Source organism: Aeromonas sp. 25-248 (assembly GCF_053005425.1).
Genome location: NZ_JBRKTB010000017.1, coordinates 1 through 25,794, shown reverse-complemented (window position 1 = coordinate 25,794; position 25,794 = coordinate 1). Strand labels below are relative to the sequence as shown.

Here is a 25,794-nt window from a genome sequence, read left to right as displayed (position 1 = left end):
CGCAATGAAGAAGAGGCCCTCAGGCCTCTTCTTTGCTCAACATGCCATCCCCTGAGGGCGAGTCGTCCCGGGGAGCCAGGGGATCCACCATGTAGATGCGATTCTTGCCGTCACCCTTGGCGCGATAGACCTCGGCATCGACCATGGTCAACAGGCTCCTGGCCCCAAGCCCGGGGGCACTCGCCACCAGGCCGCCGCTGAAGGTGATCCCAAGACCGGGTTCACGCCAGTGCAGGGAGGCCACCCCAATCCTGTACTGCTCCAGCAGCATCTGGCAGAAGTGGATATCGGGATTGGCAAACAGCACCACCAGCTCTTCCCCGCCATAGCGGCATACCCAGCCATGATCCCCCAGCAGCTTGGCGCCAAAGCTGGCCACCCGCTTGAGCACCACGTCCCCGGTCTGGTGACCATAGGTGTCATTGATCCGCTTGAAACCGTCCAGATCGATCATGGCCAGGCAGAAGCGGTCCTGATCGAGCAGCAGCCGATTCAACCGCTCGTCGAAGAAGCGCCGGTTGTAAAGGCCGGTCAGCTTGTCGAGGTTCGCCTGCTGGCGCACCTCGTGATAATCCTTGCTCACCTCCGCCAGCTCGGCATAGACGTGCCTGAGCTCGCGCATCCCCCCCTGGTGCACCTCGTCAGGCTGGGTCCGGCTGGCCCGGATCACGGTGGAGATCTCGTCCAGCATCCGCCTGAAATAACGGGACCAGATCAGTGCCAGCACCATGTAGAGCACGCTGGCCAGCACGATGATCCCGAGCACGTTGAGGGAGGCACTCGCCACCACCGCCTGGATGCTGGAGGCGGGCAACACGCTGATCAGCACCCAGTTGTGGTCAGGCAGGCGGCTGTAGGCCACGAACTGGCGAGACGCCTGATCCAGGAAGATGCCGTCCTCTCCGCTGAAGCGGGAGAGCCAGGTCGGGTGGGTCATGGGCTTGAGCAGTTGTGAGGGATCGGGGTGGGCCAGCACCTTGCCCGACTGGTTGACGATCATCTGGTAGCCGCTGTTCCACTGCCGGTTCAGCTGTGCGGAGAAGGGGGCCAGGATGGCATCCACCGCGAAGACCCCCCGCACCTTGCCCTCCTTGTCGGTGATGGCCCGCGCCAGGGCGATCACCAGCGTGCCGTTGGTGTAGTCGTAGTAGGGTTCGGTCCAGACCATCTTGCCCACATGCTGGCTGGCCAGCTGATACCAGGGGCGCACCCTGGGGTCGAAGTCCGCATCCGCCTGCCATTCGGGGTAGATCAGCATCTGGCGCTCGGCGGTGCCCACATAGATGTAGATGAGATCCGCCATCACCCCCTTGTAGAGACGCCACTCCCTGAGATAGGAGTCGGTGTTGCGCAGACGGGGGCCGCTGATGTCCTCCACCTTGACCTGGTCGTAGATGAGGGAGAACTGACGCTCCATCTCGTTCAGGTAGGGTTCGATGAAGACGTGGCGCAACTGGTGATTGGTGGCGAGCAGGCGCTGTTGCAGCTCTCGCTGCAGGCTGCGCTCCATGTGCAGGTAGTAGATGGCGCCCAGCATCAGGACGGGAATGAAGAGCAGAAGCAGGCCCAGGCGCATCCGTGCCACCAGGGACCAGGTCTTTTTGGAGACTGCTCGCTTATCCAACCCTGACTCCATGCTATCCCCTGACATCGTGTAGTGTCAGAATATCAGCCCCACCTGATGGCGTCCAAAGGGAAGCGCATCAGGTGGCCAACGAGAAGGAATTGGCCTGGATGTTGAAACCGGAACTGCTGACTGCCCTCCATTACTGCGCCGTGATCACCCTGACCGGTGCCATCACCTCGGAGTATTTCCTGTTCCGGCGCGGCATGTCCATCGAGCAGGTGCGCAAGCTGCTGCTGGCTGACAGCCTGGCCGCCCTGGCCCTGCTGCTCATCTTCATCACGGGCGTGCTGCTGGTGGTCGCCCATCCCCAGCCACCGGCCATCCTGTTTGCCAATCCGGGTTACCGCACCAAGCTGCTGATGTTCTTCGCCATGGCCATCAGCTTTGGCTACCCCAGCCGGCTGTTCCACCACTGGCGCCGATCCTTGCGCCAGGGACGGGCTCCCCTTGTCTCCACCCAGCAGCAGTTCTGGGTGATCTGGATCCTGAGGGGCAACCTGCTGCTGCTCGCCCTGCTGCCCCTGCTCGCCAAGCTGGCCAGCCGCTGATCCTGCCCTCGCCCGGCAACAAATGGCTGACGACAAACGCCCCTTCTCGCAGGTATCGTAATGGCGGGGCCCGAGTGCCGCCGAGACTCTTTCTCAGGGATGATTCCGTATGCGTTCAAACATGATGTTATTGATGGCCGCCGCCATCTGGGGGCTGGGCTTCGTCGCCCAGCGTCTGGGGATGGATCACATGGGGCCCTTCACCTTCAACGGCCTGCGCTTCCTGCTGGGCGCCCTCTCCCTGCTGCCGCTCTTGTGGTGGCTCAAGTCACGCCAGCCGCCCCAGCCTGCCGGTGATCACCGCCTGCTGCTGACCGGGGGCCTCATCGCCGGCACCGTGCTCTTCTCCGCCGCCTCCCTGCAACAGGTGGGGCTGCTCTACACCACGGCCGCCAAGGCGGGCTTCATCACCGGCCTCTACATCATCCTGGTCCCCGTCATCGGCCTGGCCCTGCGCCACAAGACCGGGGCCAACACCTGGGTAGGCGCCCTCATCGCCATGGCCGGGCTCTACTACCTCAGCGTCACCGAGGAGTTCACCATCGGCTACGGCGATCTGCTGCAAGTGATCGGGGCCCTGTTCTGGGCCGTGCATCTGCTGGTGCTGGATCACTACTCGAACCGGGTCGCCCCCATTCGCCTTGCCGGGGTGCAGTTCGTGGTGTGCGGCCTGCTCAGCCTGGCCACGGCCTTCGTCATCGAGACCCCGACGGCGAGTGGTGCCGTCGCGGGCTGGCAGGCGCTGCTCTATGCAGGTCTGGTCTCGGTCGGCATCGGCTATACCCTGCAGGTGGTGGGGCAGCGCGGTGCCCATCCGGCCCATGCCGCCATCATCCTCAGCCTGGAGACGGTGTTCGCCGCCATTGGCGGTGTCCTGCTGCTGGGGGAACATCTGGACGAACGGGCCGTGGTCGGCTGCGCCCTGATGCTGGCGGGGATGCTCATCTCCCAGATCCGCCTGCGCTGGTGGTGGAAGTCCCGTCGGGACAAGGTGCCCAGCCAGCCCTGATATCTGCGGTGGTCATGGACCCCAAATTGAACGAGGCGCCCTTGGGCGCCTCGTTTTATTGCCGCCTGCCTAGCGCACGCTGGAGCAGAAGCTCACGTCATCGCGCAGGGGGTCATTGCTCACGCTGTGATAGAGCTCGAAGCAGGGGCCGTCCCCAAAGGCGAGCCCAGCCGCGACGATATCGCCGATGTGCTCCTGCCAGCGCTCCCCGTACTGGCTGCGATCCGTGATGAGGTAGCGGGACTGGGCGTAGCGCCCGGCGGGGATGTGCTGAATTTCCACCTCCCCCGTCCCCAGGGTGCCCACCGGCACGCTGATGCCGATGTCGGTGCGGCACTGGGCCGGCGGCGTCACCTCGGGGTTGTCGTGGTAGATGAAGATCCACTCTCCCCCTTCCAGGCCACGGGGCGCGGCCCACTGGTGAAGGCGATGGCAGACGGCGTCATACCCTTCGCCATAGGGGCCGGTCACGCGGATATAGGCCAGGGTGCGGGCGTCCATCTCGACGGTGTTCATGGTGTTGCTCCTTGCTGATGAGTGGCCTTCAGCATAAGGGAGTGCCCCTTGCCATGCGTGTCCTTCCTTGCGATCCAGGTGTCCGTTCTTGCCCTTGTCGCGGCGAAACGCCCCCGGGGTGCAGCCATAGTGGCGGCGAAACGCCTTGGCGAAGGCCTGGGAGCTGCCAAGCCCCGCCCCCAGAGCGATGGCGGTGACGCTGGCATCGGTGTAGCAGAGCTGCCAGGCCGCCCGCTGCATCCGCAGGCGGCGGCACATCTCGCCGGGGGCCTCCCCCACCACGGCGGTGAACACCCGGTGGAAATGGTAGAGGGAGAGACAGGCGCGACTCGCCAGCGCCTCGATGGAGAGATCCGGATCCTGCTCCAGTGCCCGCAGCACCGGCGTCAGGCGCTCGCGATAGTCGATCATCGGCGCACCCTGGCCATGTAGAGGGCATCCACCAGCACCCCATGACGCAGGCCGTAATCCCGGGCTACGCCCTCCTCCACAAAGCCCGCCTTGCGATAGAGGGCCAGGGCCGCCTGATTGTCGGCCCAGACCGTCAGCTCCACCCGCGTCAAGCCGAGCCAGTTGTCCGCCAGATCCAGCGCAGCCTGCATCAGGGCGGTGCCCACCCCGCGCCCGGCCCAGTCATCGTGTACCGCCATGCCGATGCTCGCCACGTGGCGGCGGCGGGGGGCAGGCTCCACCATCAGGACCAGCGCGCCCGCCACCTCCCCCTCCCACTCCGCCAGCAGGCTGTAGATGCCATCCCGCGGGGTCAGCTTCTGCTCCCACTGCTGCAAGGAGGGGAAGGGAAGTTGCAGGGTGCCCGCCTGGGCATGGGGCATGGCGTGAAGATCCCGCAGGGCGGCGGCATCTTCCGGCCCGGCGCGGCGAATGGTGATGGACATGAGACCTCCTGATTGGCTGAATCCCATCTTGCCGCAAGGCTGGCGTCTGTTTCCACCCCCATCAGCGAAACCAATCAAAGGGTTAGGCACACTCCATTGGAGCCGCTCCCCCACTTCACCTAGTCTGGCGACTCATCACAAGGAGACCCGCCATGACCGACAAGACCCTGCGCAGCGCCAACGGCGCCCCCGTCGTCGACAACAACAACAGCCTCACCGCCGGCCCCCGCGGCCCCGTCCTGATGCAAGACATCTGGTTGATGGAGAAACTCGCCCACTTCGACCGCGAGCGCATTCCCGAGCGGGTGGTGCACGCCAAAGGCTCGGGCGCCTACGGTACCTTCACCGTGACCCACGACATCAGCGCCTTCAGCAAGGCCGACCTGTTCAACGCCGTCGGCAAGCAGACCCCGGTGTTCCTGCGCTTCTCCACCGTGGCCGGTGAGAAGGGGGCCGCCGATGCCGAGCGGGACGTGCGCGGCTTCGCCCTCAAGTTCTACACCGAGCAGGGCAACTGGGATCTGGTGGGCAACAACACCCCGGTGTTCTTCATCCGCGATCCCCTGAAATTCCCTGACTTCATCCACACCCAGAAGCGGGATCCGCGCACCAACCTGCGCAGCGCCACCGCCGCCTGGGACTTCTGGTCCCGCCATCCGGAATCCCTGCATCAGGTCACCATACTGTTCAGCGATCGCGGCATCCCCAGGAGCCTGCGGGAGATGAACGGCTACGGTAGCCACACCTTCAGCTTCATCAACTCGGCCAACGAGCGCTTCTGGGTCAAGTTCCACTTCAAGACCGAGCAGGGCCACCGCTTCTACACCGATGAAGAGGCCGCCACCGCCGTCGGTCAGGACAGAGAGACCAGCCAGGTAGATCTGTTCAACGCCATCGAGCGGGGGGACTTCCCGCGCTGGAAGGTCTATGTGCAGGTGATGCCAGAGGCCGAGGCCCAGACCTACTCGATCCACCCGTTCGATCTCACCAAGGTGTGGCCCCACAAGGACTACCCGCTCATCCCGGTGGGCGTGCTGGAGCTCAACCAGAACCCGGACAACTACTTCGCCCACGTGGAGCAGGCCGCCTTCACCCCGGCCAACGTGGTGCCCGGCATCGGCTTCTCGCCGGATCGCATGTTGCAGGGTCGCCTGTTCTCCTACGGTGACACCCAGCGCTACCGCCTCGGCGTCAACCACGGCCTGCTGCCGGTCAACGCCCCGCGCTGCCCGTTCCACCACGGCGCCCACCGCGACGGCGCCATGCGGGCCGACAGCAACGGTGGCGCCAGCCCCAACTACCAACCGAACCGCTTCGGCACCCAGCAGCCGAGCGAGCAGCACGAACCGGCCCTGAGTCTGGAAGGGGCTGCCCTGCACTACGATTTTCGCGACTACGACAGCGACTACTACAGCCAGCCGGGGGATCTCTTCCGCCTGATGGACGAGGGACAGCGCGCCCGCCTCGCCGCCAACCTGGCCCGCTCCCTCATCAATGTGGAGGATGACGCCATCGTCGCGGCCCAGCTCAGGCACTTCGAGCAGGCCGACCCCGAGTACGCCAAACGGGTCGAGCTGGCCCTGGCCGCCCTGCAGCGCTGAGTCGCAGGCAGCCAACCTCTGCAAAAGCAAAACGGGGGCCTGATGGCCCCCGTTCTCGCATGACGGTCTTTGCTGAATGAAGGGGTTGTACCGCCAGCTCACGGCGGCAACGACGTTGTGCATTGGCAGAGCGGCACCATTGTCCACCTTTGGTAATAAACCTGCCTGCGGTAATGCACTTTTAGTCACCAATAAAAACGGAGCCCGAGGCTCCGTTCTTCCATGCCGTATCCATCCCGGACGCAGCGCCCTCGCGCGCTTCCCTCCCTTGCCAACAAGGATTTGCACCGCCAGCTCACGACGGCAACGACGTTGTGCACTGGCAGAGCGGCACCATTGTCCACCTGTGGTAATAAACCTGTCTGTGGTAATGCACGTTTAGTCACCAATAAAAACGGAGCCCGAGGCTCCGTTTTTCAATGCAGTATCCATCCCGGCCGCTGCGCCCTCGCGCGCTTCCCGACCCTTGCCAACAAGGGTTTGTACCACCAGCTCACGACGGCAACGACGTTGTGCACTGGCAGATCGGCATCATTATCCACCTGTGGTAATAAACCTGCCTACGGTAATGCACGTTTAGTCACCAATAAAAACGGAGCCCGAGGCTCCGTTTTTCAATGCAGTATCCATCCCGGGCGCAGCGCCCTCGCGCGCTTCCCGCTCCCTTGCCAACAAGGGTTGGTACCGCCAGCTCACGACTGCAACGACGTTGTGCACTGGCAGAGCGGCACCATTGTCCACCTGTGGTAATAAACCTGCCTGCGGTAATGCACGTTTAGTCACCAATAAAAACGGAGCCCGAGGCTCCGTTGTTCAATGCGGTATCAATCCCGGACGGAACGCGCTTCGCGCTCTTCCCGCTCCCTTGCCAACAAGCGTTTGTACCACCAGCTACTGCGACGACGTTGTGCATTGGAAGAGCGACGAGCCATTGCTTAGATCCCAGTCAAGAGAAGAAAGAGCCGCATTATGCGATAGAGATCACGCCCGTGTCTGTAGCTGGATCAAGAAAAGGCTCACTGGCCCACCCGGATCGTCCGCTGGTTGCCCTCCGGTTCACCACTCTGTGACGGCGTCGTCACCTCTCGCCAGATCAGGGGGCCATTGGTCTCCATCGCCTGTTGCGGCGCGCACTCCAGCCAGAGCCCCCCCTGCTGGATACGGGCCCCCTGGGAGTATTTCTGATCCTGATACCAGCACAACCGCTCGGGCAGCGAACCAAGGGGCAGCACCAGCTCGGTGCCCACCGAGTGGCTGAGGGTGTTGGACGCCGGGGCGGCCAACGCGGGGAAGAGCCAGCCAAGGGCCAGCAGACAACCTGCACAACGGATCATGGGAATTCCTGTCACGGGGGAGTGAAAGTGTAAAGCGACCAGCAGAGCCCTCGACTTGACCAATAAATGTCGGCTCATCTGGCATTCCGGAAGCAATATGATAGCCTGCCTGCGCCCGCCAAGGCCTGTCAGGGTTCTGCCGTGGGCCCCCACCGGCATCGCCGGGATGCGGTAATGAATAACCCTTAATAATCAGATAATTAACTGGATATGTTGTCAATGCGTATCATGCCGTTGCTCAAGGCTGCCTGCCTGAGCCTGATGTTGTCCGCCTGTGTCGCCCCCCTGCTGATGATGAGCCCCACCAGCCAGCTGATGTGGGCCCTGCTCAAGCCGCTGGTCGGTTTCGATCCGAACGAGGCCAACCTGTTCGAGCAGCCGCTGATCAAGGACAGAATGACCGCCATGCTGGGGCCCAACTACGAGAGCACCATGCAACTGCTCAAGACCGCCGACGAGCTGCAACAGGAGGGACCGCTCTTTTACGTGGTCTCCCGCTACGCCCCCGTGCCGGACGTGGCCAAACAGGCCGGCATGGTCTGGAACGCCGACACCAACCAGCTCGCCGTCATGGTGCAAAAAGGTGACGGGGCGACCCAGGTCTTCGGGGAAAACCTGACGGCCGCCACCCCGACCTGGCCCAGCGCCATGCAGGGCTGGCAGTCCCAGGCCACCCCGGCCGCCACGGCCCTGACCGGTGCCGGTCAGGGGCTCACGGGCGCTGGCAGTTCTCTGCTGGGCACCATGATGGGGGGCCTGCAACAGAGCGCCAGCAAGGCCCTGTCCGACTCCACCAGACAGGTGATCGGCAGTGCCGCCACCACGGCGCAGCAACAAGCCACCAAGGCGGTGAGCGACAGCGCCAAGCAGGCTGCCAGCAGCGCCACCACCATCAGCGCCGCCACCACGGCGCAGCAGCAAGCCGCCAAGGCGGTGAGTGACAGCGCCAAACAGGCCGCCAGCAGCGCCGCCGCCATCAGTGCCGCAACCACGGCGCAGCAACAAGCCGCCAAGGCGGTGAGAGACAGCGCCAAGCAGGCCGTCAGCAGCGCAGCGACCATCAGTGCCGCCACCACGGCGCAGCAGCAAGCCGCCAAGGCGGTGAGCGACAGCGCCAAACAGGCCGCCAGCAGCGCCGAAACCATCAGTACCGTGACCAGTGCACAGCAGCAAGCCGAAAAGGCGGTGCAGCAACAGGGCGAGAAGCGGGAAGCGACCTCCGGCACCCTGAGCGATCAGGCCAGGGCGGATGCCGAAGCGGAGCTGGAAAAACTGCTTAACTGACTTATTTAAGCGTCATGCCACCATAAAAACAGGCCATCACATGATGGCCTGTTGTTTATCTGACCCGTGGCAGGGGAAGATCAGAAATGGCGGTCCTGCTCGGTGGGCTTGGCACCCTTCTCTTCGCTGTGCTCGATGGCGGTGCGGATAAGGTCGACGCCGGCCCGGATGATCAGCACCCCCATGTTGACCAGCTTGACGCAGACCCACATGAAGGTGATGAGCAGGATCAGCTTGAGCACCGTCTGGAAGGCCTCCAGGAAGTTCTGCTCCAGCTGGGCGGTTAGCCCGTTGGCGCTGCTCATCAGCCAGGTGTACACCTCGCGCACGAAGGGGATCCGGCTCGGCATCTCCAGCACGTCCAGCGCCGCAGGCAGGGCCTGGAAGATGACGATGCTGCCAAACAGTATCAGGATGACGCCGATGGCAATCCCCAGAAAGAAACCGAACTGTCGCATGAAGAGCCCCACAATGTAGTGAATGAGAAGAACAATAGCCGCCAATACTAGGGACTGCCCGCGCAGACGGCAATCCTTGCGTCCCCCACAGGGTCGGTGCCCCCTGCAAGCCATTGCCCGGCCGTCTGATTTCTGTGACCCTTGTCCCCACTCCTTGCCCCTGGGTGTCATCATGTTTCGAGTCGTCTTCTGCCTGCTGCTGTTGCTGGGCGGTGCCCTGCCCACCTCCCGCGCCGAATCCCCTCCCTCTGCGGCCGCCTGCGTGATCCGCCACCAGCAAGGGATCCTGCTGGTGCAGGACAGGCTCTCCTCGCGCTACAGCCTGAGCGGCGGTTACATCGACAGGGGGGAGACCCCGGAGCAGGCGGCCCTGCGCGAGCTGTTCGAGGAGACCGGCCTGCAGGGTCGCGTCACCGGCGAGCTGGGGCGCTGGCAACGGGCCAGGGTGTTCGCCTGCCAGACCCTGGAGCCCCTGCGGGTCCAGCGGGGGACGGGGTTTGTCTCCCTGCTCCAGGCCCCGGATCTCGGTGGCGAGATCCTGAACGCCAGGCTGATCGCGGCCGCCGACCTGCCCCCTGACCAGCGTCGCTTCCCGGCGCAGCTCGACTGGATAGCCCCGAGGCTGGCTGAGGTGCCCGAGAGCCAGGTGCTGTGGGTGACGGATTTCAGCGACGCGGCCAGTGCGCTGCACCGCGCCGAGTTGCCACTGAACCAGCGCCTGCAACGGTGGCTAGGGCCGGATGCGCTCTGGCCCAGGGCGGGCAATCTGCTGGGCTCGGCCCCCTTCCAGCTGGCGCTGCTGCCCTTGCTGCTGCCCCTGCTCGGCTGGTCCAGGCTGCGCCACCTGCTGTTTGCCATGGTGCTGCTCACCCTGGTGGTGAACCTGCTCAAGGCGGGCATCGGCTGGCCCAGGCCCTTCCACCTGCAACCCGAGCTGGCCCGCCAGAGTGCCCAGGGCTTCGGCATGCCGAGCGGCCACGCCGCCTCGACCCTGCTCTACTGGGGCCTGCTGCTTGGCTGGCTGCCGGCACTGCGGGTTTGGCAGGGGGCCCTGCTGGCCCTGTTGCTGGCCGGCGTGGCCGGGCTGGCCCGAGTCTGGCTGGGGGTCCACTTCCTCTCGGATGTGGTGGCCGGCCTTGCCCTGGGGGCCCTGCTGCTGGCACTGCGCGCCCCGCTGGCGAAGCTGGCGGCACGCCCGATCCCCTGGGCCGGGGTGCTCATCGCCAGCGCCCTCTCGGCCTGGCTCACCCAGTCCACCGCCCTGGCCGGGCTTGCCATGTTCACCCTGGGGCTGGTATCGGGTAATCTGCTATCACTCGAACGGAGCCCCACCCCCGCCCTGCCCGCCGCGCTGCTGACCCTGGCAGGGGGGCTGGTCGTGGCAGGGCTCCTGTTCCTGGTGCCCGCGCTCACCAGCAGCTCTCTGCTGATCCTCGCGGGACAAGGGTGGCTCTTTGGCTGCCTGGGGTTCTGGCTCAGCGCCGGGCTCTGGTGGTCGTTGTCCGCTATCCGTCACGGTGCCCGAACCGGGCGCTCAACCCCTCGTTAAGGGAATGCCATGAATATGAAAAAAGTGGATTTGGCCAAGATCACCCTGGGCTTGCTGTTCCTCAGCCTGCTCATCATCTCGTGCTTCATGGTCTTGCGCCCCTTCCTGCCCGCCCTGGTGTGGTCCACCATGATCACCATCGCCACCTGGCCCCTGATGCAGATGGCCCAGCGCCTGCTGTGGGGCAAGCGCACCCTGGCGGCGTTGCTGATGACCAGCATCTTGCTGCTCATCTTTGTCATTCCCCTCTTCATGACGCTGGCCAACGTGGCGGAGAAGGCCCCCATGCTCATCGAGCTGGGCACCGAGCTCAGCCAATCCCCGCCCCCCGAGCTGCTCTGGTTGCAACAAGTGCCCCTGGTGGGCGACAAACTCTACGACTTCTGGCAGCAGATCCTGGCGAGCGGCGGCCAGGTACTGTTCACCAAGCTGGCCCCCTACTTCGGCCAGACCGCCCGCTGGCTGGCGGCCCAGGCGGGCAACCTCGGCCTGCTGTTCGTCCACTTCCTGCTGACCGTGGCCATCTGCGGCCTGCTCTACCACTCGGGGGAGAAGGCGGCAGAAGGCATTCGCCGCTTCGCCCACCGTCTGGCGGGCCAGCGCGGTGACAATGCGGTGGTGCTCGCCTCCCAGGCCATCCGTGCCGTCGCCATGGGGGTGGTGGTGACCGCCCTGGTGCAATCCTCGGTGGCGGGCCTGGGCCTGCTCATCGCCGGCATTCCCTATGTCATGGTGCTGGTGGTGCTGATGTTCCTGCTGATCGTCGCCCAGATAGGCCCCTTCCCGGTGCTGCTGGCCAGCGTCGGCTACCTCTACTGGAGCGGGGACACCACCTGGGGCACCTTCCTGCTGGTCTGGTCCCTGCTGGCGGGCACCATGGACAACTTCCTGCGCCCCTTCCTCATCAAGCGCGGGGCCGACCTCCCCCTCATCCTCATTCTGGTGGGGGTCATCGGCGGCCTGCTGGCCATGGGGATCATCGGGCTCTTCATCGGCCCCGTGGTGCTGGCGGTGGGTTACACCCTGCTGGATGCCTGGATCAAGGAAGATGACCAACCGGCGAGCGCTCTGGTGGAGCCTCCCAAGGCGCCGTGACGATTCATTCATCCCCGATGCAAAGAGCCGCCCCAGGGCGGCTCTTTTGTTTATTACCGTCCCATGCAGGTTCGATTAGCGAAGCGTAATCGGACGATCGAGATGCCGCTGTCCGGTGTGTCCATGAATCATCGGCATCTGTCAGCAGGGAAATCTGGATGGCTGTTATAGCGGGAGAATTGATTTACGCGAACGTCCGATTACCCCTTACGGCTAATCGAACCTACGGGCTGTAATTAATCTTGCAGTCCTATTTCAAAGATCGTTTTTACACCAGACACAAAGTCCGCTTTCAACATTAATTTTTGTATTCCTACATTCGACACACTGCGCATCAAAAACATCCAGAGTATTTTCGCAAATAATACAGGTATATGAATGTTTATTGATGTCAGATTGTATCAGCGTATCAATTAAGTGAGTTCGCCAGCGCCCATGATCATAAAACGCAATGTTTTCGAAGTGTTCCTCACAAAAATTACACTCCATGGCTTTAGCTTTTTTGTTAAAGCCAAAAAACTTTTCAACTGCGCTTGGCTTTAGGGCTTTTACTGCGATAGATATCTCTTCGTGAATTTCGAAATACCTGTAGCCTTCTTTCTCATGCTCTGTCATAAACTCTATTCGATTACTTGGAGAGTTTAGGTGGTAGATAAAACGAGACCTTATCCATTGCTTTGCACCGAAAAAATGACTGTGAGCAGTTAAAATCGCTTCGGCCAGATTAGTAGGCTTGATAAATTCTTGTGAACTGACGGAATGCATGATCTTGTTACGGATACTTCGCATTTCGTTAAACCATTCCTTGAATGGTTCATTTAGTTTGGTTTCTGAAAATGTATTATGTATCTTCACTAAATCTTGAGCATCTATTGTCCTAAATTCTGAAAAATCAATATCAGATTTGTCAGCGGCTTTTGGCCAATTCCGTGAGTCATTCGAAATTAGTATATAAGGTGAAACTTCTGCGATTTTTCCTTTTAGGTAAAACTCGACAGCTTGCTGAACAAGTGTAAATGATGACATTAGCTTGGGTTTAGCATGTAAAAAGAAGACTTTTTCAAACCCATCTTCACAACCTACAAATTCGTACTCGCTGTAATCTTTCAGTAAAGCAATTAAATTGTCCCATGCAGAATTCAACAACGAATCACCCATGTTGAAAAAATCGTCCTTACTTGGAATATCTATAACCATATCCAACTACCTTCTTGATGGAACAATATGCTAGTGAAGTTTATAAGAGTGATTAGATGGAAGGTGGTACTAATCCAATAATAGAACCTTCCATATCACTCCGGACCGCCCTGATCACTGTCACGAAAAATTTATTTTAAATCACAATGTTACCGGCCTGCCTCTGGTGCTGAACGTATTATCTCAATATCATCTTTTGGCTCTATTTTTACTACCGAGGAAAATACACTTAAGGAACGTCAATGGAAAGCACCACCCAACCTCCTCTTCTTGAATAACTCAGGAGTGTGAGTGATGTGACACACAATATGGCATCGCTGGTCAAGATACAGGGCTGCAGCAGGTCAGAGGGGGGATTGGCATGGTGATATAACCCGGGGCGTCGCAACGCCCCAGGTCATGAGTCTGTAGATAATGGTCAGGCAGGCTGATGCAATGTGATGCAGTGAATGCCGCCGCCCCCGGCGGCCACCGGGTCTATGTCTATCTGCACCACCTTGCGGCCCGGATAGAGGCGGGCCAGCAGATCCCGGCAATGACGATCGGCCTTGGCATCGCCGAACTGGGGGGCGATGACGGCGCCGTTGATGGGCAGGTAGTTGATGTAACCGGCGGCAAAGTCCGGGCTGCGGCTGAACTTGTTGTCCCGCCCGCCCAGAGGCGGCGGCAGCTGATGCAGCTCCAGCTTGTTGCCGTCGGCGTCCGTCGCCTGCTGCAGGATGGCGAGGTGCTGGCGGGTCACCTTGTAGTCGTAGGAGTCGGGATCGTTGTCCATGTTGATCACCACCACCCCGGGGCGCACGAAGCGGGCGTAGAAGTCCACGTGGGCATCCGTGATGTCGCGGCCCTTGATCCCCGGCAGCCAGATGATCTTGCGCAGCCCCAGGTTGGCCTTGAGCTCCGCCTCCACCTGCGCCTTGGTGAGGCCGGGGTTGCGGTTGCTGTTGATCCAGCTGCTCTCGGTCATGATGGCGGTGCCGTTGCCATCCACCTCGATGCCGCCCCCCTCACCGATGAGCTCGCTCTGCAGGTAATAGGCATCGGTCTGCCGGCCCACCAGGGCGGCGACCCTGGCGTCATGGCTGTGCTCCTGCTTGTCACCCCAGCCGTTGAAGTTGAAGTCCACCAGCCCGAGCGCCCCCTGCTCGTCCTGCACGAAGACGCCGCCGGTATCCCGCAGCCAGATGTCATCCATCTCGGCGTGGACGAAGTGGGTGTTGCGCTCGCCGCACAACTGGCGCGCCAGCGCCTCGTCATCCTCATGGCAGAGCACGTTGACCCGGGTGTAGGGCACCATGGCCTGCACCAGCCGCCCTATGGTGGCCTGCACCTCCTTGTAGTGGCGACCCCAGATCTCGCTGGTGGCCCCGAAGGCCACCCACACCAGGGCCTGGGGGGAGGACTCCTCCGGCATGTGGTAGCGAGCAGCGGCGCCGGGTTCGCCGGCGGCGAAGGCCGCGCGGGCACCGGGCAGGCTGCCAAACCCGGCAATGGCGCCGAGGGCGACCAGTTGTTTCAATACGTGGCGTCGGGAAAACATCGTTCTACTCCTGGGTTCAGAGGCTGCTCTTGAAGCGAGTCCAGGCTCGCATGCGGGCACGCATCTGGGATTGTGCTATATCCTGACCCGGAATGAGCCGCTGGTAGCTGGCCTCGTCCAGGTAGATATCCGGGTTGGCCGTCATGGTGGCATCCACCATGGGTCTGGCCTTGGCACTGGCAGTCGGATAACCGGTGCTGTTGGTGATGGCCGCCATGTTGGCCGGGCGCATCACGAAGTTGATAAAGGCATAGGCATAGTCAGGATGGGGGGCATCCGCCGGGATCGCCATGGTGTCCATCCAGATGGTGCTCCCCTCCTTCGGCAATCGGTATTCGAAGTCGACCCGCTTGCCCGCCTCGGCGGCGGCGCGCCTGGCCTGGGTCATGTCGCCGCTGTAGCCCAGGGAGAGGCAGAGATCCCCGTTCACCAGCTGAGTCACCGGCTGGGACTGGAACTTGCGGATATAGGGCTTGATCCCCTTGAGCAGGGCCAGGGCCGCCTCCAGATCGTCCGCCTTGCCGCTGCGGGGATCCCGCCCAAGATAGTGCAGCACCACCGCCAGCACCTCGTCCGGGGAGTCGATGACCGAGATGCCGCAATCTGCAAATTTCGCCGCCAGCTCGGGCTTGAACAGCATGTCCAGGCTGCTGACCGGGGCATCCGGCATCCGCTGCTTGATAGCGTCCGCATTGTAGGTGAGCCCTATGGTGCCCCAGGTGTAGGGCACCACGGCCTCCTTCGCATGGGGATAGGCCTGCTGCAACCGCGCCAGGCCGGGGTCTATGTCCCCCAGGAGTTGCAGCTTGCCCTTGTCGAGGGGCTGCAGGCTGCCCGCCCGCATCAGCCGCTCCGCCACCGTGTCCCCCGGGAAGATGAGGTCATACCCGCTGCGACCCGCCATCAGCTTGGCCTCCAGGGTCTCGCTGCTGTCCATCACGTCGTAGATGACCCGGATCCCGGTCTCCCGGGTGAATTCGCTCAGGGTATCGGGGGCGAAATAATCGGACCAGTTGTAGAGGCGCAGCACCTTCTCCTCTGTCGCCTCCCCCGCCCCTTCTGCGGCCTGGGCCCCCAGACCCAGCAGCAGGGCCAGTGCCGTGGCTATCTTGGTCAAGGCGCTCATGATGGACGCCCTCCCCGCTGGCCCTGCCCATCCAGGCTCAGCAAGGCGCCATACATCTCGGGGCGGCGATCCCGGTAGATGCCCCAGGTCAGCCGCTCCTCGGCCATGGCGGCGAGATCCAGCTCCCGCACCAGCACGCCCGGGGTATCCCTGTCCGCCTCGGCCAGCAGGACCCCCTTGTGATCCGTGATGAAGGAGGAGCCATAGAAGCGCATCTGCAACTCGGGATCCCGGGTCGCCACCTCGCGTCCGATGCGGTTGGCGGCGATCACCGGCATGATGTTGGCGGCGGCGTGGCCGCGCTGGGTCAGCTGCCAGTGATCCCGGGAATCGAGCCCCTCTGCCCCCGGCTCCGAGCCGATGGCGGTGGGATAGAGCAGCAGCTCGGCCCCCTGCAGCGCCATGGCGCGGGCCGCCTCCGGGAACCACTGATCCCAGCAGATGCCGACCCCGATGCGGCCAGCGGCCGTGTCCCAGACCCGAAACCCCGTATCCCCCGGGCTGAAATACTCCTTCTCCTGATAGCCGATGGCGTTCGGGATATGGGTCTTGCGATAGACCCCGAGCAGGCGACCATCCGCATCCGCCATCGCCAGGGAGTTGAAGCAGGCGTTGCCCGCACGCTCGAACCAGCTGATGGGCAACACCACCCCCAGCTCCCGCGCCAGGGCCGAGAAGCGGCGCAGCACCCGGCTCTGCTCGAACGACTCCGCCAGCGCCAGATGGCCGTGGTATTGCTCGATGCAGAAATAGGGGGTGGCGAAGAGCTCCTGCAACAGCACCAGGTTGGCCCCCCTGGCGGCGGCGTCCCGTACCAGGCTCTCCGCTGTGTCCAGATTGCGCTCCAGCTCCCAGTTGCAAGCGAATTGTGTGGTGGCGACGACGATCTTGCTCATCCGGATACCCTCCCTGACACGCGTTCCCCCTGACAGGCAAACTGCATGGTTGCGACGACCTTGTTCATGAATCTCTTCTCCCTGATCCCGTCATGAGGCCTCGCAGACGCCTGACGAGGCCGCTCCAAACGCTTACCCCTGCACCGGCCAGGCCGGCTGCTGCTGGGTGATGCAGTGAATGCCACCCCCGCCGTGGGCCAACTGGTTGATGCGCACCGGCACCAGCTGCCTGTTCGGGAAGGCGCGCCTCAGCACTTCCCCCGCCGCCTCGTCCGCGCCTACGCCGTAGGCGGGCATGATGATGGCGCCGTTGGCGATGTAGAAGTTGGTGTAGGAGGCGCAGAACACCTCCGCCTCGGCGTCCACCGCCTCGCTCGCCTCGAACAGCTCGAGGCACTCGAAGGAGCGACCTCTCGCATCGGTGGCCAGGGCCAGGGCTCGGCGGTTCTCCCGCACCACGCGGTCATAGGTGGAGTGCCCGTCCAGGGTGGCGTCCACCAGCAGGTGGCCGGGGCGGCTGAAGGCGCAGACCCCGTCCACATGACCGTCCGTCATGTCGCCGGTGACGTGGTCCGGATCCCCCGGCAGCCAGATAGTCTTCTCGATGCCGAGCAGGCGGCTGAAGATCCGTTCGATCTCCACTTTGGTCATGCCGGGGTTGCGGTTGCTGTTGAGCAGCACCGACTCCGTGGTGATCAGGGTGCCCTCCCCATCCACATGGATGGCGCCCCCTTCGTTGGCGAGGAAGCTGCCGATGCACTCCAGCTCCAGGCTGTTGAGAACGCGCCGCGCCAGCCCCTCGTCCAGACCGTGGGCCGACTTGCCGCCCCAGGCGTTGAAACGCCAGCTGATCCCGGCGGTGCCAAGCTCGGGATGGCAGATGAAGGTGGGGCCGGAGTCACGGCACCAGCTGTCATCCACCGGCAGGGGAATGAAGCGCACCCCGTCGCCGCACAGGGCGCGAGCCTCGGCCTGTGCGGCGGGATCCACCACCAGGTTCACCGGTTCGAAGCGGGCGATGGCATTGACCACCCGGGCGAAGTCCTGCTGGACCTGGGACAGGGTTACGCCCCAACCGTTTTCCCACAGCGCCTTGTTGTGCGGCCAGACCATCCAGGTCGCCGCGTGCCGGCACCACTCCGCTGGCATGAACCAGCCCACAGCCCTCATTCCCTGCTCGCGCATCTCAGCCTCTCTGATTAGGTACTATTAAGGTTATTGACGATGGGAATAGACTATTCTCCCCGTTGATGGGTAACAAACGATCGATTTTTGATAAAAGTGATAAGCGGAGCTAATCAATGATGTTCAAACACTGGCCCCCTCTCAACGTGCTGCGCGGCTTCGAGGCGGCGGCCAGGCTCGGCAGCTTTCATCAGGCGGCCCAGGAGCTGCACCTCACCCAGTCTGCCATCAGTCAGCAGATCCGCTCGCTGGAGGAGCTGCTTGGCCAGCCTCTGTTTCACCGCCAGGGACGTTCCGTCGCCCTGACCGACGCGGGCCAGGATCTGCTGGAGACGACCCAGCAGGTGCTGCTGCAACTGGCGGTGGGAATACAGCGCCTCGAGCAGTACCGCAAGCCGAACCAGCTGGTGCTCAACACCAGTACCGCCATCGCCCGCCTCTGGCTGCTGCCCCGGCTGGCCGACCTTCACACCCAGCATCCGGGCATCGATCTCTGGCTGTTCACCAGCGACGACACGCCGAACATGGCCGAGCAGACCATCGACATTTCGCTGCGCTGGGGGCTGGCTCCCCAGGCGGAATGCCGCCATCAGCCGCTGCTGGCGGATCGGCTGCTGCCGGTGGCGAGCCCGGCCGTGCTGTCACAGCCCGCGCAGGAGCGCACCACCCTGCACGGGGAGCGGGAGATGGACTGGCACCACTGGACCCTCAAGGGCGGCGACGATCTGCACCTGCAGACCCAGGGGCTCAACTTCTCCGATCCCGGCTTGTTGCAGGATGCGGCCAGCGCCGGGCTCGGGGTGGCGCTGGCGAGCGAGCTGCTCTCTCGCGACGCACGCCGACAGGGGTTGCTGCTGCCCCTCTCGTCCCACCGGGTGGCCGGGCCGAACTGGAACATGCTGATCCATCAGGAGAGCGAAGGCAGCCCCCAGTGCCGGGCGGTGAGCCAATGGCTCCAGCAGCAGTTTGCCGCAGAGGCTGCCACCCGGGACCAGGACGCGACACTCTGAGAGCGGTCACTGAATCGGGGCGGCAAGGGTGATTAAATGGCCCCTTCCCTTTTGCCGGATATCGCCGTGACCATGCCATCCGTTCCCCAGCCCCTCTCGTCCTGGCCCGAGCACCTGCAGGCCTCCTGGCTGCGCTGTGCCCACCAGACCAGCGCGTCCCTCTGGCATCCTCCCCACTGTGCCAGAGGGCAGACCCTGGAGAGCCTGCGCCAGCGCAAACGGGACCTGCTCACTACCGGCGAGATGGCGCTGGAGGATCTCTACGAGTTCATGGAGGGGCGCCCCTGCGCCCTGCTGCTCACCGACGAGAGCGGTTGCCTGCTGGCCCGGACCGGCCACCCCGATACCCTGCAGGCGCTGGCGGCACTCGGTTTTGGCCCAGGCGCGTTTTTCAGCGAGGGACGCATCGGCACCAATGCCGTCAACCTGGCGGCCCTGGAGGGGGTGCCGCTCTGCGTCAGCGGCCCCCAGCACTTCAACCAGCGTCTCCACCCCTGGCACTGCTGTGCCAGCCCCGTCTACAACAGCACCGGTCGCCAGGTGGCGATCGTGGCCCTGATCTGCCGGGTGGAAGAGGCCGCGCCGGGGGATCTCGCGCTCACCGTCAGCGCCGGCCGTGAGCTGGCCAATCTGCTGCAGATGGAGCGCCTGATGCAGGAGTCCCAGCACCATTTGAGCGAGCTCTATGCCCTGTTGGATGGCATGGAAGACGGCGTGCTGGCCTGGGATCCCCAGGGGCGGCTGCGCTACCTCAACGCCCTGGCGGCCAGTCGGCTGCAACTCGACCCGGCTGTCTGCCTGGGCCAGCCCCTCGATCACCATCTGCTGATGCCCCAGCGCCTGCGTCTGGCCATCGCGGAGATGACCCCCCTGAGCCATGTGGAGGTGACGCTGGAGCGGCGGGAGACCCGGGGCGAGGCCTTCATCGACGCCCTGGTGAGCCTCAAGCCCCTGCCGGGGCCGGACGGGGTTAGCTTCATCGTCCTGCTCCATCCCACCGATCGGCTGCGCGCCATTCATCAATTGCGCCAGACGGTGCCCGAGCTCTCCGCCCTGGTGGGGGAGTCGAGCGCCATGCGCAAACTGCTGCGCCACGCCCGCCAGGCAGCCAGGGGACAGGGCCCCGTCCTGCTGCGAGGGGAAGAGGAGGTGGGCAAGGCCCAGCTGGCGGAGGCCATCCACTTTGGCAGCGAGCGAGCCGCCGGCCCCCTGGTCATCTTCAACTGCCAGGCATGGCCGAGGGAGCGGATGGCGCTGGAACTCATGGGGTCCGACGAGGCGGGGCAGGAGCGGGCAGGCAAGTTCGAGCTGGCTCACGGTGGCACGCTAGTGCTGGAGCAGGTGGAGTGCCTGCCCGCCCCCATGCAGGCCGCCCTGCTGCAACTGCTCAAGACGGGGCGCATCCAGCGCTTCGACTCCGCCCGCATCCTGCCCCTCAGGGTGAGGATCATCGCGACCAGCAGCGCCCCGCTGGAGCAGCGGGTGCAGGAGGGGGGATTCGGGCGCCAGCTGCTCTATGCGCTGCAAGGGTGCGAACTCTGGCTGCCGAGCCTGCGGGAGCGCAGCGCTGATCTGCCTGGCCTCATCCGCCAGCACCTGACGGTGCAGGGGGGCGAATCGGGGCGCCAGTTCACCCCTGACGCCCTCGACTGCCTGCTGGCCTACCCCTGGCCCGGCAACCTGGGGGAGCTGCGCAGCGCCATCGAGTACGCCCTGCTGCATTGCAGTGAGGCACAGATCCCGCCCCGGGCGCTCCCGGCCGCCATCCGCCAGGGTCATTGCCTGCTGGCGGACGAGGTGGTGGGACAGCCGCTGCTCACCCTGGCGGAGCTGGAGCATCAGGCAATCCTGCGGGCCGCCCGTGCCAGCAAGGGCCAGGTCAGCCAGATGGCGCGCCAGCTCGGGATCAGCCGCACCACCCTCTGGCGGCGACTCAAACTGCTCGACATCGATCCCGCCGACTACCACCACTGACCAGAACGCCCCTCAAAAAAAGCGGGCCCCGTCGTGACGGGGCCCGGATGGGGGAATGTTTCAGTCGCCGAAGCGATCTCGCGCCAGTTGCTGGAAGCAGCTCAGCGCCGCCCCGGCATCCTCCCCTCGCGCCAGCAGGATGAGCCTGTCCCCCTGGCGCACATCGAGCATGGCGAGCCGGCTCAGGCTGCGGGGATTCGCCTCTTTCTCCCCCTTTTGCAGCCTGAGTTCAGCGGCAAAGGGCTTGAGTGCCGCGACCAGCCGGGCGGCGGGGCGCACATGCAGGCCGTGGGGGTTATCGACTACCACCTCGCAGCGCAACCAGCCGTCGTCGGCAACGGGGGCTGCCTCCGTGGTGGCCTGCGCCGCACTGGCAGGCAGCATTCCCTGTTTCGGGCCCAGGGCGCCAAGCGCCTCGGCGGCTACCTCGTCCAGCGTCAGGCCTGCGCCAGCGGCCACCACCGCCGCCAGAGTGCCCTCGACCAGCGGGGCGGGGCTGAGCCGCACCCGGGCGCTCAGCTCGGGGGGCAGCAGCTCGAGGGCGGTCTCCGCACTCAGGAGGGCGCTGCCCAAGTCCATCAGCACCAGCACGCCGCTGCCGTCATCCGCCTCTTCCATCGCACTCATCACGGCGATGGCGTCAGTGCCGATGGGATGGGCGGGGTCATCGACCCCGGCCGCCAGCAACAGTTTCGCCGGGCTGCCGAGCTGATCGGCCAGGGCTTTCAAACCGGCCGCAAGCATGGCGCTGTGAGAGACCACTACGATGCCGATCATGTCACAACCTCGCTCTGTCACGCAGGGCAGTCAGCAGCAGCAGGGTCGAGGTGGCCCCCGCATCCTGATGACCGATGCTGCGCTCACCAAGATAGCTGGCGCGCCCCTTGCGGGCCTGCATCTGGATGGTGGCCTCGGTGCCGGCTGCGGCGGCAGCCACCGCCTTGTCCAGCGCCTCGGGGAGCGGCAGGCCCTGTTGTTCAGCCTGCTGCAGGGCGGCCAAAGCGGGCCACCAGGCGTCGCACATGGTCTTGTCACCCGGCTCGGCACGGCCACGGGAGACGATCCCCTCCACCCCGTCGCTCAGCATCTTGCCGAGCTGGCCGAGGGTCAGGCTCTGGCAGGCATCGCTGCTGGCTGCCGCCCGGATGAAGAAGGTGCCGTAGAGGGGTCCGCTGGCGCCGCCGACCGAGGAGAGCAATGTCATACCGGTGGTTTTGAGCACCTGGCCGATGTCTTTGTCCGCCACCGCGGGCAGCTTCTCCGCCACCTTGGTAAAGCCACGCTGCATGTTGAGGCCGTGGTCGCCGTCGCCGATGTCGGTATCCAGCGCCGTGAGGTAGTCACGCTGCTCGGTGAAGATGTGCTCGCAGTCGAGCAGCCAGTTGACGATCTGATGCTTGCTTAACATGAATATTCCTCAGCAGCCGCGCCGCAGGGCGGGGGTGTGAACGGGGGCATCCCACAGGGTCATCAGCTCGTCATCCACCTTGAGCAGGGTGATGGAGATGCCGGTCATGTCGAGGGAGGTACAGTAGGGGCCGATGAGGTTGCGCACCAGGTGGATGCCCGCCTCTTCGCACAGGGTGGCGAGGCGGCCATAGACGCCGTAGAGCTCGGAGATGGGGGTGCCGCCGAGGCTGTTGACCAGGACGATGACCCTGTCACCCCCATTGAGCGGCTCGATAAAGGTGTGCTCCTCCTGCCAGCTGCCGGTGGCTCTGTCCCAGTGGCGCAGGGTGCGGCCATAGGGGCTGTTGTCGGTCAGCTCCTTGAACATGTCGTCCACCAGGGCGTTGAGGTCGGTGAAGGGACGGCGCTCGATGCCCGGCTCGCCGTGGATGCCAACGCCGAACTCCACCTCGTTGTCAGCCAGGGTGAAGGAGGGCTTGCCGGCAGCAGGCACGGTGCAGGCGTGCATGGCCACGCCTATGGTGCGGCTCTGGTTGTTGATGCGACGGGCCAACGCCTCGCAGCGCGCCAGATCGTAGCCCGCCTCGGCGGCGGCACCGACCAGCTTCTCGCACAGCACTGTCGTGGCAACCCCGCGGCGGCCTGCGGTGTAGAGGCTGTCCTTCACCGCCACGTCGTCATCGATGAGGGCGAAGCCCACCTTGACCCCGTCACCGTGCAGCAGCTCGACCGCGGTCTCGAAGTTGAGCACGTCGCCGGTGTAGTTCTTCACCAGAAACAGCACACCGGCGCCGCCGTCGACGGCCTGACCGCACTCGTACATCTGATCCGGGGTCGGGGACGTGAAGATCTCGCCGGGGCAGGCACCATCCAGCATTCCTTTGCCCACCAGGCCACCGTGCATGGGCTCGTGGCCGCTGCCGCCACCGGAGACCAGCGCCACCTTGCCCGTCACGGGGGAATCGGCGCGGGTGATGTAGTGGGGTTCGATTCGCACCTTGAGCTCGGGGTGGGCAGCGGCCATCCCCATCAGTTGTTCACGGACCACGGCATCGACGGCGTTGATCAGCTTCTTCATGGCTCACTCCTTGGCTTGCCACCACACGGGTGGACAGATGGTTGATGGAGCCAGTCTAGCGAGCCATAGGGGGATAAAAATGACAGGGGTTTCGGTTCGGATCTGAAACAGCAAACAAAGCCTGACGTTTCAATCTGAAACGAGCGGATGGGGAAGATCCAGGAAAGTGTTAGCCGCCTCACAGCCATGAAAAAGGGCCCCGCAGGGCCCTTCTCGATAGTATGAAGATTAGATGGCCCAGCCACCGGCGTAGAAGATCACCAGGGCCACGGCGATGATGACGGTACCGATGTTGAGCTTCTTCCACTCGGCGGCAAACAGGCGGCCGACCACCAGGGCCACGAAGCCCAGCATGATGCCGGTGACGATGTTGCAGGTGAGCACGATGAAGACGGCGCACAGCATGCCGGAGAGGGCATCGACCGAGTCGTTGAAGTCCAGCTTGGTGACGTTGCCCAGCATCAGCAGGCCCACATACATCAGGGCCGGTGCGGTGGCGTAGGCCGGTACCAGATAGCTCAGCGGGGAGAGGAAGATCATCAGCAGGAAGAGCACGCCGACCAGGGTGGCGGTCAGACCTGTCTTGCCGCCGGCAGCGGTCCCTGCGGCGGATTCGATGTAGACGGCTGCCGGAGCACCACCTACCACGCCCGCCACCATGCTGCTGACGGAGTCCGCAGTCAGGGCCTTGCCACCGCTGATGATGTGACCACGCTCGTTGATGAGGCCAGCCTGACCGGCCACGGCACGGATGGTGCCGGTGGCGTCAAACACGGCGGTCATCACCAGGGCCAACACGGTCGGAATCACCACCGGATTGAGGGCGCCCAGCAGATCCATGCTGCCCACCAGGGAGCCATTCTCGCCACTCAGGCTCGGCATGGCGAAGAAGCCCTGCCAGGTCACTTTCGGATCGAAGATAAGGCCGAGGATGGAGATGGCGATGATCACCATCAGGATGCCGCCCGGCACCTTGCGGCGCTCCAGGCCGAAGATGGCAGCCAGACCCAGCACCGTCATGATGACCGGGAAGGCGGTGATCTCGCCGAGCTGCACCGGCAGGCCAGCCCCTTCATTCTTGATCACCATGCCGACCCCGTTGGTGGCGATCAGCAGCAGGAACAGGCCGATACCGATGCCGGTACCGTGGGCGATGCCGGAGGGGAGGTTGTCCAGGATCCACTGGCGCACGCCGGTGACACTGATCAGGGTGAACAGCACCCCCATCAGGAAGATGGCGCCAAGGGCAACCGGAATGCTCAGCCCCTGACCCAGCACCAGGCTGAAGGCGGTAAAGGCGGTGAGAGAGATGGCACAACCGATGGCCATCGGCAGCTTGGCCCAGAGCCCCATCAGCAGGGAGCCGAAGGCGGCGATCAGACAGGTCGCCACAAACACCGGGCCCTGCTCAAAACCGGCTGCGCCCAGCATGTTCGGCACGACGATGATGCTGTAGACCATCGCCAGGAAGGTGGTCAACCCGGCCAGCAGCTCCTGTCGCACCGTGCTGCCACGCTGGCTGATGGAGAAATAGGAATCCAGAAACCCGCCATTGCCGGCGCGGGCCGTCGTTTGTTGCGTTGCCATAGTTCATCCTGAAAGTGTGAAGGAAATCGTTTGCTTGCTGGCGCGCAAAATAGCAAGAATTTGGCGAGATTGCAGCGGATAAGCCCCCATTTCCCCGAAGTTTTTCATAAAAGGGCTCATTGGAGGCCTCATTTTCCATGAGAGCGGCCCATCCCAAGCTTCTACACTCTTAGCTAGCCACGTTCCCATCTACCGGAGAGAAGCCCATGCACACAGGCAACCTGCTTGGCCAGATCCCCTCCCCCCTGCCCAGTGAAGTGTTCGCGGATCTGGTCAGTACCAACAATGTTCGTATCGAGCGCATCCTCTCCCAGGGGCAGCAGACCCCTACCGGAGAGTGGTTCGATCAGGATGAACACGAATGGGTATTGCTGGTGCAGGGAGAGGCCATCCTGGTCTTCATCACACCGGATACCGGGGTACAGGAACGCGTCCATCTGGGGCCGGGGGATTACATCAACATCCCGGCGCACCTTCAGCACAGGGTGGAGTGGACCCATCCGACCGAGACAACCATCTGGCTCTGCGTCTATTACTAGCAAGCTTACGACTCCAGAAGGCCATGGCTTCTGCTGTGAAGATCGAAGAGGAGAGCGTGGAGACGAAAAAAAGCCCAGTCTGTCGACTGGGCTTCTTGTTAGTGGCATAACGGACGCAGAGACGGACAAAGTCCAACTCAAGTACAAGGGACAACAGGAGCGGGACAAAGTTGCCAGTGGCAAATCGCAGCCCTGGTGGTTGCCTCTTGTTCCCTGAGCTCTTATCCCGACGCCAGAAAGCAAAAAGGCCTTCCCGATAGGGAAGGCCTTTCAATTTAGTGGCGGAGCGGACGGGACTCGAACCCGCGACCCCCGGCGTGACAGGCCGGTATTCT

23 protein-coding genes are annotated in these 25,794 nt (G+C 63.6%); 9 read left to right on the top strand and 14 right to left on the bottom strand.

Translation table 11 applies throughout. The annotated features are described in order from the left end of the window. Nucleotides 1–19: 19 nt before the first annotated feature. Nucleotides 20–1,624, bottom strand: coding sequence for a sensor domain-containing diguanylate cyclase (locus tag ACVDHI_RS18455; protein WP_010675921.1), 1,605 nt, complete (start codon nucleotides 1,622–1,624; stop codon nucleotides 20–22). 110 nt (nucleotides 1,625–1,734) lie between these two features. On the opposite strand from ACVDHI_RS18455, the gene ACVDHI_RS18450 reads away from it, so the two are divergent. Continuing rightward, nucleotides 1,735–2,175, top strand: a complete 441-nt coding sequence (locus ACVDHI_RS18450) for a DUF2214 family protein (RefSeq protein ID WP_029314852.1) — start codon at nucleotides 1,735–1,737, stop codon at nucleotides 2,173–2,175. 109 nt (nucleotides 2,176–2,284) lie between these two features. Then, a complete protein-coding gene (locus ACVDHI_RS18445) occupies nucleotides 2,285–3,184 on the top strand; it encodes a DMT family transporter (RefSeq protein ID WP_043154992.1) in 900 nt (299 codons plus the stop codon). A gap of 69 nt (nucleotides 3,185–3,253) precedes the next feature. On the opposite strand, the gene ACVDHI_RS18440 is transcribed toward ACVDHI_RS18445, so the two are convergent. Continuing rightward, entirely contained in the window at nucleotides 3,254–4,111 is an 858-nt protein-coding gene (locus ACVDHI_RS18440; RefSeq protein ID WP_109112076.1) for an AraC family transcriptional regulator, read from the bottom strand. After that, nucleotides 4,108–4,596: a GNAT family N-acetyltransferase gene (locus ACVDHI_RS18435; protein ID WP_010675925.1), complete on the bottom strand. Its 489-nt coding sequence runs from the start codon at nucleotides 4,594–4,596 to the stop codon at nucleotides 4,108–4,110. The genes ACVDHI_RS18440 and ACVDHI_RS18435 overlap by 4 nt, the downstream gene beginning before the upstream one ends. 152 nt (nucleotides 4,597–4,748) lie before the next feature. Here ACVDHI_RS18435 and ACVDHI_RS18430 point away from each other — a divergent pair, with 152 nt between their 5' ends. Further along, nucleotides 4,749–6,197, top strand: coding sequence for a catalase (locus ACVDHI_RS18430; RefSeq protein ID WP_447212387.1), 1,449 nt, complete (start codon nucleotides 4,749–4,751; stop codon nucleotides 6,195–6,197). Nucleotides 6,198–7,213: 1,016 nt separating this feature from the next. Here ACVDHI_RS18430 and ACVDHI_RS18425 read toward each other — a convergent pair. After that, complete coding sequence (locus ACVDHI_RS18425; protein ID WP_447212386.1) at nucleotides 7,214–7,531, bottom strand: YnjH family protein; 318 nt, start codon at nucleotides 7,529–7,531, stop codon at nucleotides 7,214–7,216. A 219-nt stretch (nucleotides 7,532–7,750) separates the two neighbouring features. On the opposite strand from ACVDHI_RS18425, the gene ACVDHI_RS18420 reads away from it, so the two are divergent. Further along, nucleotides 7,751–8,815, top strand: coding sequence for a hypothetical protein (locus ACVDHI_RS18420; protein WP_447212385.1), 1,065 nt, complete (start codon nucleotides 7,751–7,753; stop codon nucleotides 8,813–8,815). Between the two features lie 80 nt (nucleotides 8,816–8,895). Here the strand turns inward: ACVDHI_RS18420 and ACVDHI_RS18415 are convergent, their stop codons facing one another. Further along, the gene (locus ACVDHI_RS18415; protein WP_010675931.1) at nucleotides 8,896–9,273 is read right to left on the bottom strand and encodes a hypothetical protein; all 378 of its coding nucleotides are present in this window, start codon (nucleotides 9,271–9,273) and stop codon (nucleotides 8,896–8,898) included. A gap of 172 nt (nucleotides 9,274–9,445) precedes the next feature. Between ACVDHI_RS18415 and ACVDHI_RS18410 the strand changes: the two genes are divergently transcribed. Then, on the top strand, nucleotides 9,446–10,822 hold the full coding sequence (locus ACVDHI_RS18410) for a bifunctional NUDIX hydrolase/phosphatase PAP2 family protein (protein ID WP_447212384.1): 1,377 nt from the start codon (nucleotides 9,446–9,448) through the stop codon (nucleotides 10,820–10,822). Nucleotides 10,823–10,831: 9 nt separating this feature from the next. Continuing rightward, a complete protein-coding gene (gene ydiK, locus ACVDHI_RS18405) occupies nucleotides 10,832–11,917 on the top strand; it encodes an AI-2E family transporter YdiK (protein WP_164884708.1) in 1,086 nt (361 codons plus the stop codon). Nucleotides 11,918–12,172: 255 nt separating this feature from the next. On the opposite strand, the gene ACVDHI_RS18400 is transcribed toward ydiK, so the two are convergent. The 5 genes from ACVDHI_RS18400 to ACVDHI_RS18380 all read right to left on the bottom strand — a co-directional run bounded on the left by ACVDHI_RS18400 (nucleotide 12,173) and on the right by ACVDHI_RS18380 (nucleotide 17,861). After that, nucleotides 12,173–13,114: a hypothetical protein gene (locus tag ACVDHI_RS18400; RefSeq protein WP_447212383.1), complete on the bottom strand. Its 942-nt coding sequence runs from the start codon at nucleotides 13,112–13,114 to the stop codon at nucleotides 12,173–12,175. A gap of 418 nt (nucleotides 13,115–13,532) precedes the next feature. Continuing rightward, nucleotides 13,533–14,654 (bottom strand): agmatine deiminase family protein, encoded by a 1,122-nt coding sequence (locus ACVDHI_RS18395; RefSeq protein WP_447212382.1) that lies wholly within the window; start codon nucleotides 14,652–14,654, stop codon nucleotides 13,533–13,535. Nucleotides 14,655–14,670: 16 nt separating this feature from the next. Further along, a complete protein-coding gene (locus ACVDHI_RS18390; RefSeq protein WP_447212381.1) occupies nucleotides 14,671–15,780 on the bottom strand; it encodes an extracellular solute-binding protein in 1,110 nt (369 codons plus the stop codon). Continuing rightward, nucleotides 15,777–16,676 (bottom strand): N-carbamoylputrescine amidase, encoded by a 900-nt coding sequence (gene aguB / locus ACVDHI_RS18385; protein ID WP_447212380.1) that lies wholly within the window; start codon nucleotides 16,674–16,676, stop codon nucleotides 15,777–15,779. The genes ACVDHI_RS18390 and aguB overlap by 4 nt, the downstream gene beginning before the upstream one ends. Nucleotides 16,677–16,808: 132 nt before the next feature. Then, nucleotides 16,809–17,861, bottom strand: a complete 1,053-nt coding sequence (locus ACVDHI_RS18380; protein ID WP_447212379.1) for an agmatine deiminase family protein — start codon at nucleotides 17,859–17,861, stop codon at nucleotides 16,809–16,811. Between the two features lie 116 nt (nucleotides 17,862–17,977). Here ACVDHI_RS18380 and ACVDHI_RS18375 point away from each other — a divergent pair, with 116 nt between their 5' ends. Both ACVDHI_RS18375 and dhaR read left to right on the top strand, forming a co-directional pair. Beyond that, nucleotides 17,978–18,871, top strand: a complete 894-nt coding sequence (locus ACVDHI_RS18375; RefSeq protein ID WP_010675939.1) for a LysR family transcriptional regulator — start codon at nucleotides 17,978–17,980, stop codon at nucleotides 18,869–18,871. A gap of 72 nt (nucleotides 18,872–18,943) precedes the next feature. Further along, a complete protein-coding gene (gene dhaR / locus ACVDHI_RS18370; protein ID WP_290435540.1) occupies nucleotides 18,944–20,845 on the top strand; it encodes a dihydroxyacetone kinase operon transcriptional regulator DhaR in 1,902 nt (633 codons plus the stop codon). Between the two features lie 60 nt (nucleotides 20,846–20,905). Here dhaR and dhaM read toward each other — a convergent pair whose 3' ends face one another. The 4 genes from dhaM to ACVDHI_RS18350 form a co-directional block, all read right to left on the bottom strand. Further along, on the bottom strand, nucleotides 20,906–21,622 hold the full coding sequence (gene dhaM / locus ACVDHI_RS18365; protein WP_114523232.1) for a dihydroxyacetone kinase phosphoryl donor subunit DhaM: 717 nt from the start codon (nucleotides 21,620–21,622) through the stop codon (nucleotides 20,906–20,908). A 1-nt stretch (nucleotide 21,623) separates the two neighbouring features. Beyond that, on the bottom strand, nucleotides 21,624–22,253 hold the full coding sequence (dhaL, locus tag ACVDHI_RS18360) for a dihydroxyacetone kinase subunit DhaL (protein ID WP_016352257.1): 630 nt from the start codon (nucleotides 22,251–22,253) through the stop codon (nucleotides 21,624–21,626). Nucleotides 22,254–22,262: 9 nt separating this feature from the next. After that, nucleotides 22,263–23,333 carry a dihydroxyacetone kinase subunit DhaK gene (gene dhaK, locus ACVDHI_RS18355; protein ID WP_202016945.1) on the bottom strand — a complete coding sequence of 357 codons (1,071 nt, stop codon included), beginning with the start codon at nucleotides 23,331–23,333 and terminating at the stop codon, nucleotides 22,263–22,265. 228 nt (nucleotides 23,334–23,561) lie between these two features. After that, entirely contained in the window at nucleotides 23,562–24,920 is a 1,359-nt protein-coding gene (locus tag ACVDHI_RS18350; protein WP_010675944.1) for an NCS2 family permease, read from the bottom strand. Between the two features lie 206 nt (nucleotides 24,921–25,126). Here ACVDHI_RS18350 and ACVDHI_RS18345 point away from each other — a divergent pair, with 206 nt between their 5' ends. Then, nucleotides 25,127–25,459 carry a cupin domain-containing protein gene (locus ACVDHI_RS18345; protein WP_041214071.1) on the top strand — a complete coding sequence of 111 codons (333 nt, stop codon included), beginning with the start codon at nucleotides 25,127–25,129 and terminating at the stop codon, nucleotides 25,457–25,459. Nucleotides 25,460–25,794 lie beyond the last annotated feature (335 nt).

What these genes read in the sequence shown, in the direction of transcription:
- ACVDHI_RS18450 (WP_029314852.1), top strand. Translation starts at nt 1,735, where the DNA reads ATGTTGAAACCGGAACTGCTGACTGCCCTCCATTACTGCGCCGTGATC.
- ACVDHI_RS18445 (WP_043154992.1), top strand. Translation starts at nt 2,285, where the DNA reads ATGCGTTCAAACATGATGTTATTGATGGCCGCCGCCATCTGGGGGCTG.
- ACVDHI_RS18440 (WP_109112076.1), bottom strand. Translation starts at nt 4,111, where the DNA reads ATGATCGACTATCGCGAGCGCCTGACGCCGGTGCTGCGGGCACTGGAG.
- ACVDHI_RS18435 (WP_010675925.1), bottom strand. Translation starts at nt 4,596, where the DNA reads ATGTCCATCACCATTCGCCGCGCCGGGCCGGAAGATGCCGCCGCCCTG.
- ACVDHI_RS18430 (WP_447212387.1), top strand. Translation starts at nt 4,749, where the DNA reads ATGACCGACAAGACCCTGCGCAGCGCCAACGGCGCCCCCGTCGTCGAC.
- ACVDHI_RS18425 (WP_447212386.1), bottom strand. Translation starts at nt 7,531, where the DNA reads ATGATCCGTTGTGCAGGTTGTCTGCTGGCCCTTGGCTGGCTCTTCCCC.
- ACVDHI_RS18420 (WP_447212385.1), top strand. Translation starts at nt 7,751, where the DNA reads ATGCGTATCATGCCGTTGCTCAAGGCTGCCTGCCTGAGCCTGATGTTG.
- ACVDHI_RS18415 (WP_010675931.1), bottom strand. Translation starts at nt 9,273, where the DNA reads ATGCGACAGTTCGGTTTCTTTCTGGGGATTGCCATCGGCGTCATCCTG.
- ACVDHI_RS18410 (WP_447212384.1), top strand. Translation starts at nt 9,446, where the DNA reads ATGTTTCGAGTCGTCTTCTGCCTGCTGCTGTTGCTGGGCGGTGCCCTG.
- ydiK (WP_164884708.1), top strand. Translation starts at nt 10,832, where the DNA reads ATGAATATGAAAAAAGTGGATTTGGCCAAGATCACCCTGGGCTTGCTG.
- ACVDHI_RS18400 (WP_447212383.1), bottom strand. Translation starts at nt 13,114, where the DNA reads ATGGTTATAGATATTCCAAGTAAGGACGATTTTTTCAACATGGGTGAT.
- ACVDHI_RS18395 (WP_447212382.1), bottom strand. Translation starts at nt 14,654, where the DNA reads ATGTTTTCCCGACGCCACGTATTGAAACAACTGGTCGCCCTCGGCGCC.
- ACVDHI_RS18390 (WP_447212381.1), bottom strand. Translation starts at nt 15,780, where the DNA reads ATGAGCGCCTTGACCAAGATAGCCACGGCACTGGCCCTGCTGCTGGGT.
- aguB (WP_447212380.1), bottom strand. Translation starts at nt 16,676, where the DNA reads ATGAGCAAGATCGTCGTCGCCACCACACAATTCGCTTGCAACTGGGAG.
- ACVDHI_RS18380 (WP_447212379.1), bottom strand. Translation starts at nt 17,861, where the DNA reads ATGCGCGAGCAGGGAATGAGGGCTGTGGGCTGGTTCATGCCAGCGGAG.
- ACVDHI_RS18375 (WP_010675939.1), top strand. Translation starts at nt 17,978, where the DNA reads ATGATGTTCAAACACTGGCCCCCTCTCAACGTGCTGCGCGGCTTCGAG.
- dhaR (WP_290435540.1), top strand. Translation starts at nt 18,944, where the DNA reads ATGCCATCCGTTCCCCAGCCCCTCTCGTCCTGGCCCGAGCACCTGCAG.
- dhaM (WP_114523232.1), bottom strand. Translation starts at nt 21,622, where the DNA reads ATGATCGGCATCGTAGTGGTCTCTCACAGCGCCATGCTTGCGGCCGGT.
- dhaL (WP_016352257.1), bottom strand. Translation starts at nt 22,253, where the DNA reads ATGTTAAGCAAGCATCAGATCGTCAACTGGCTGCTCGACTGCGAGCAC.
- dhaK (WP_202016945.1), bottom strand. Translation starts at nt 23,333, where the DNA reads ATGAAGAAGCTGATCAACGCCGTCGATGCCGTGGTCCGTGAACAACTG.
- ACVDHI_RS18350 (WP_010675944.1), bottom strand. Translation starts at nt 24,920, where the DNA reads ATGGCAACGCAACAAACGACGGCCCGCGCCGGCAATGGCGGGTTTCTG.
- ACVDHI_RS18345 (WP_041214071.1), top strand. Translation starts at nt 25,127, where the DNA reads ATGCACACAGGCAACCTGCTTGGCCAGATCCCCTCCCCCCTGCCCAGT.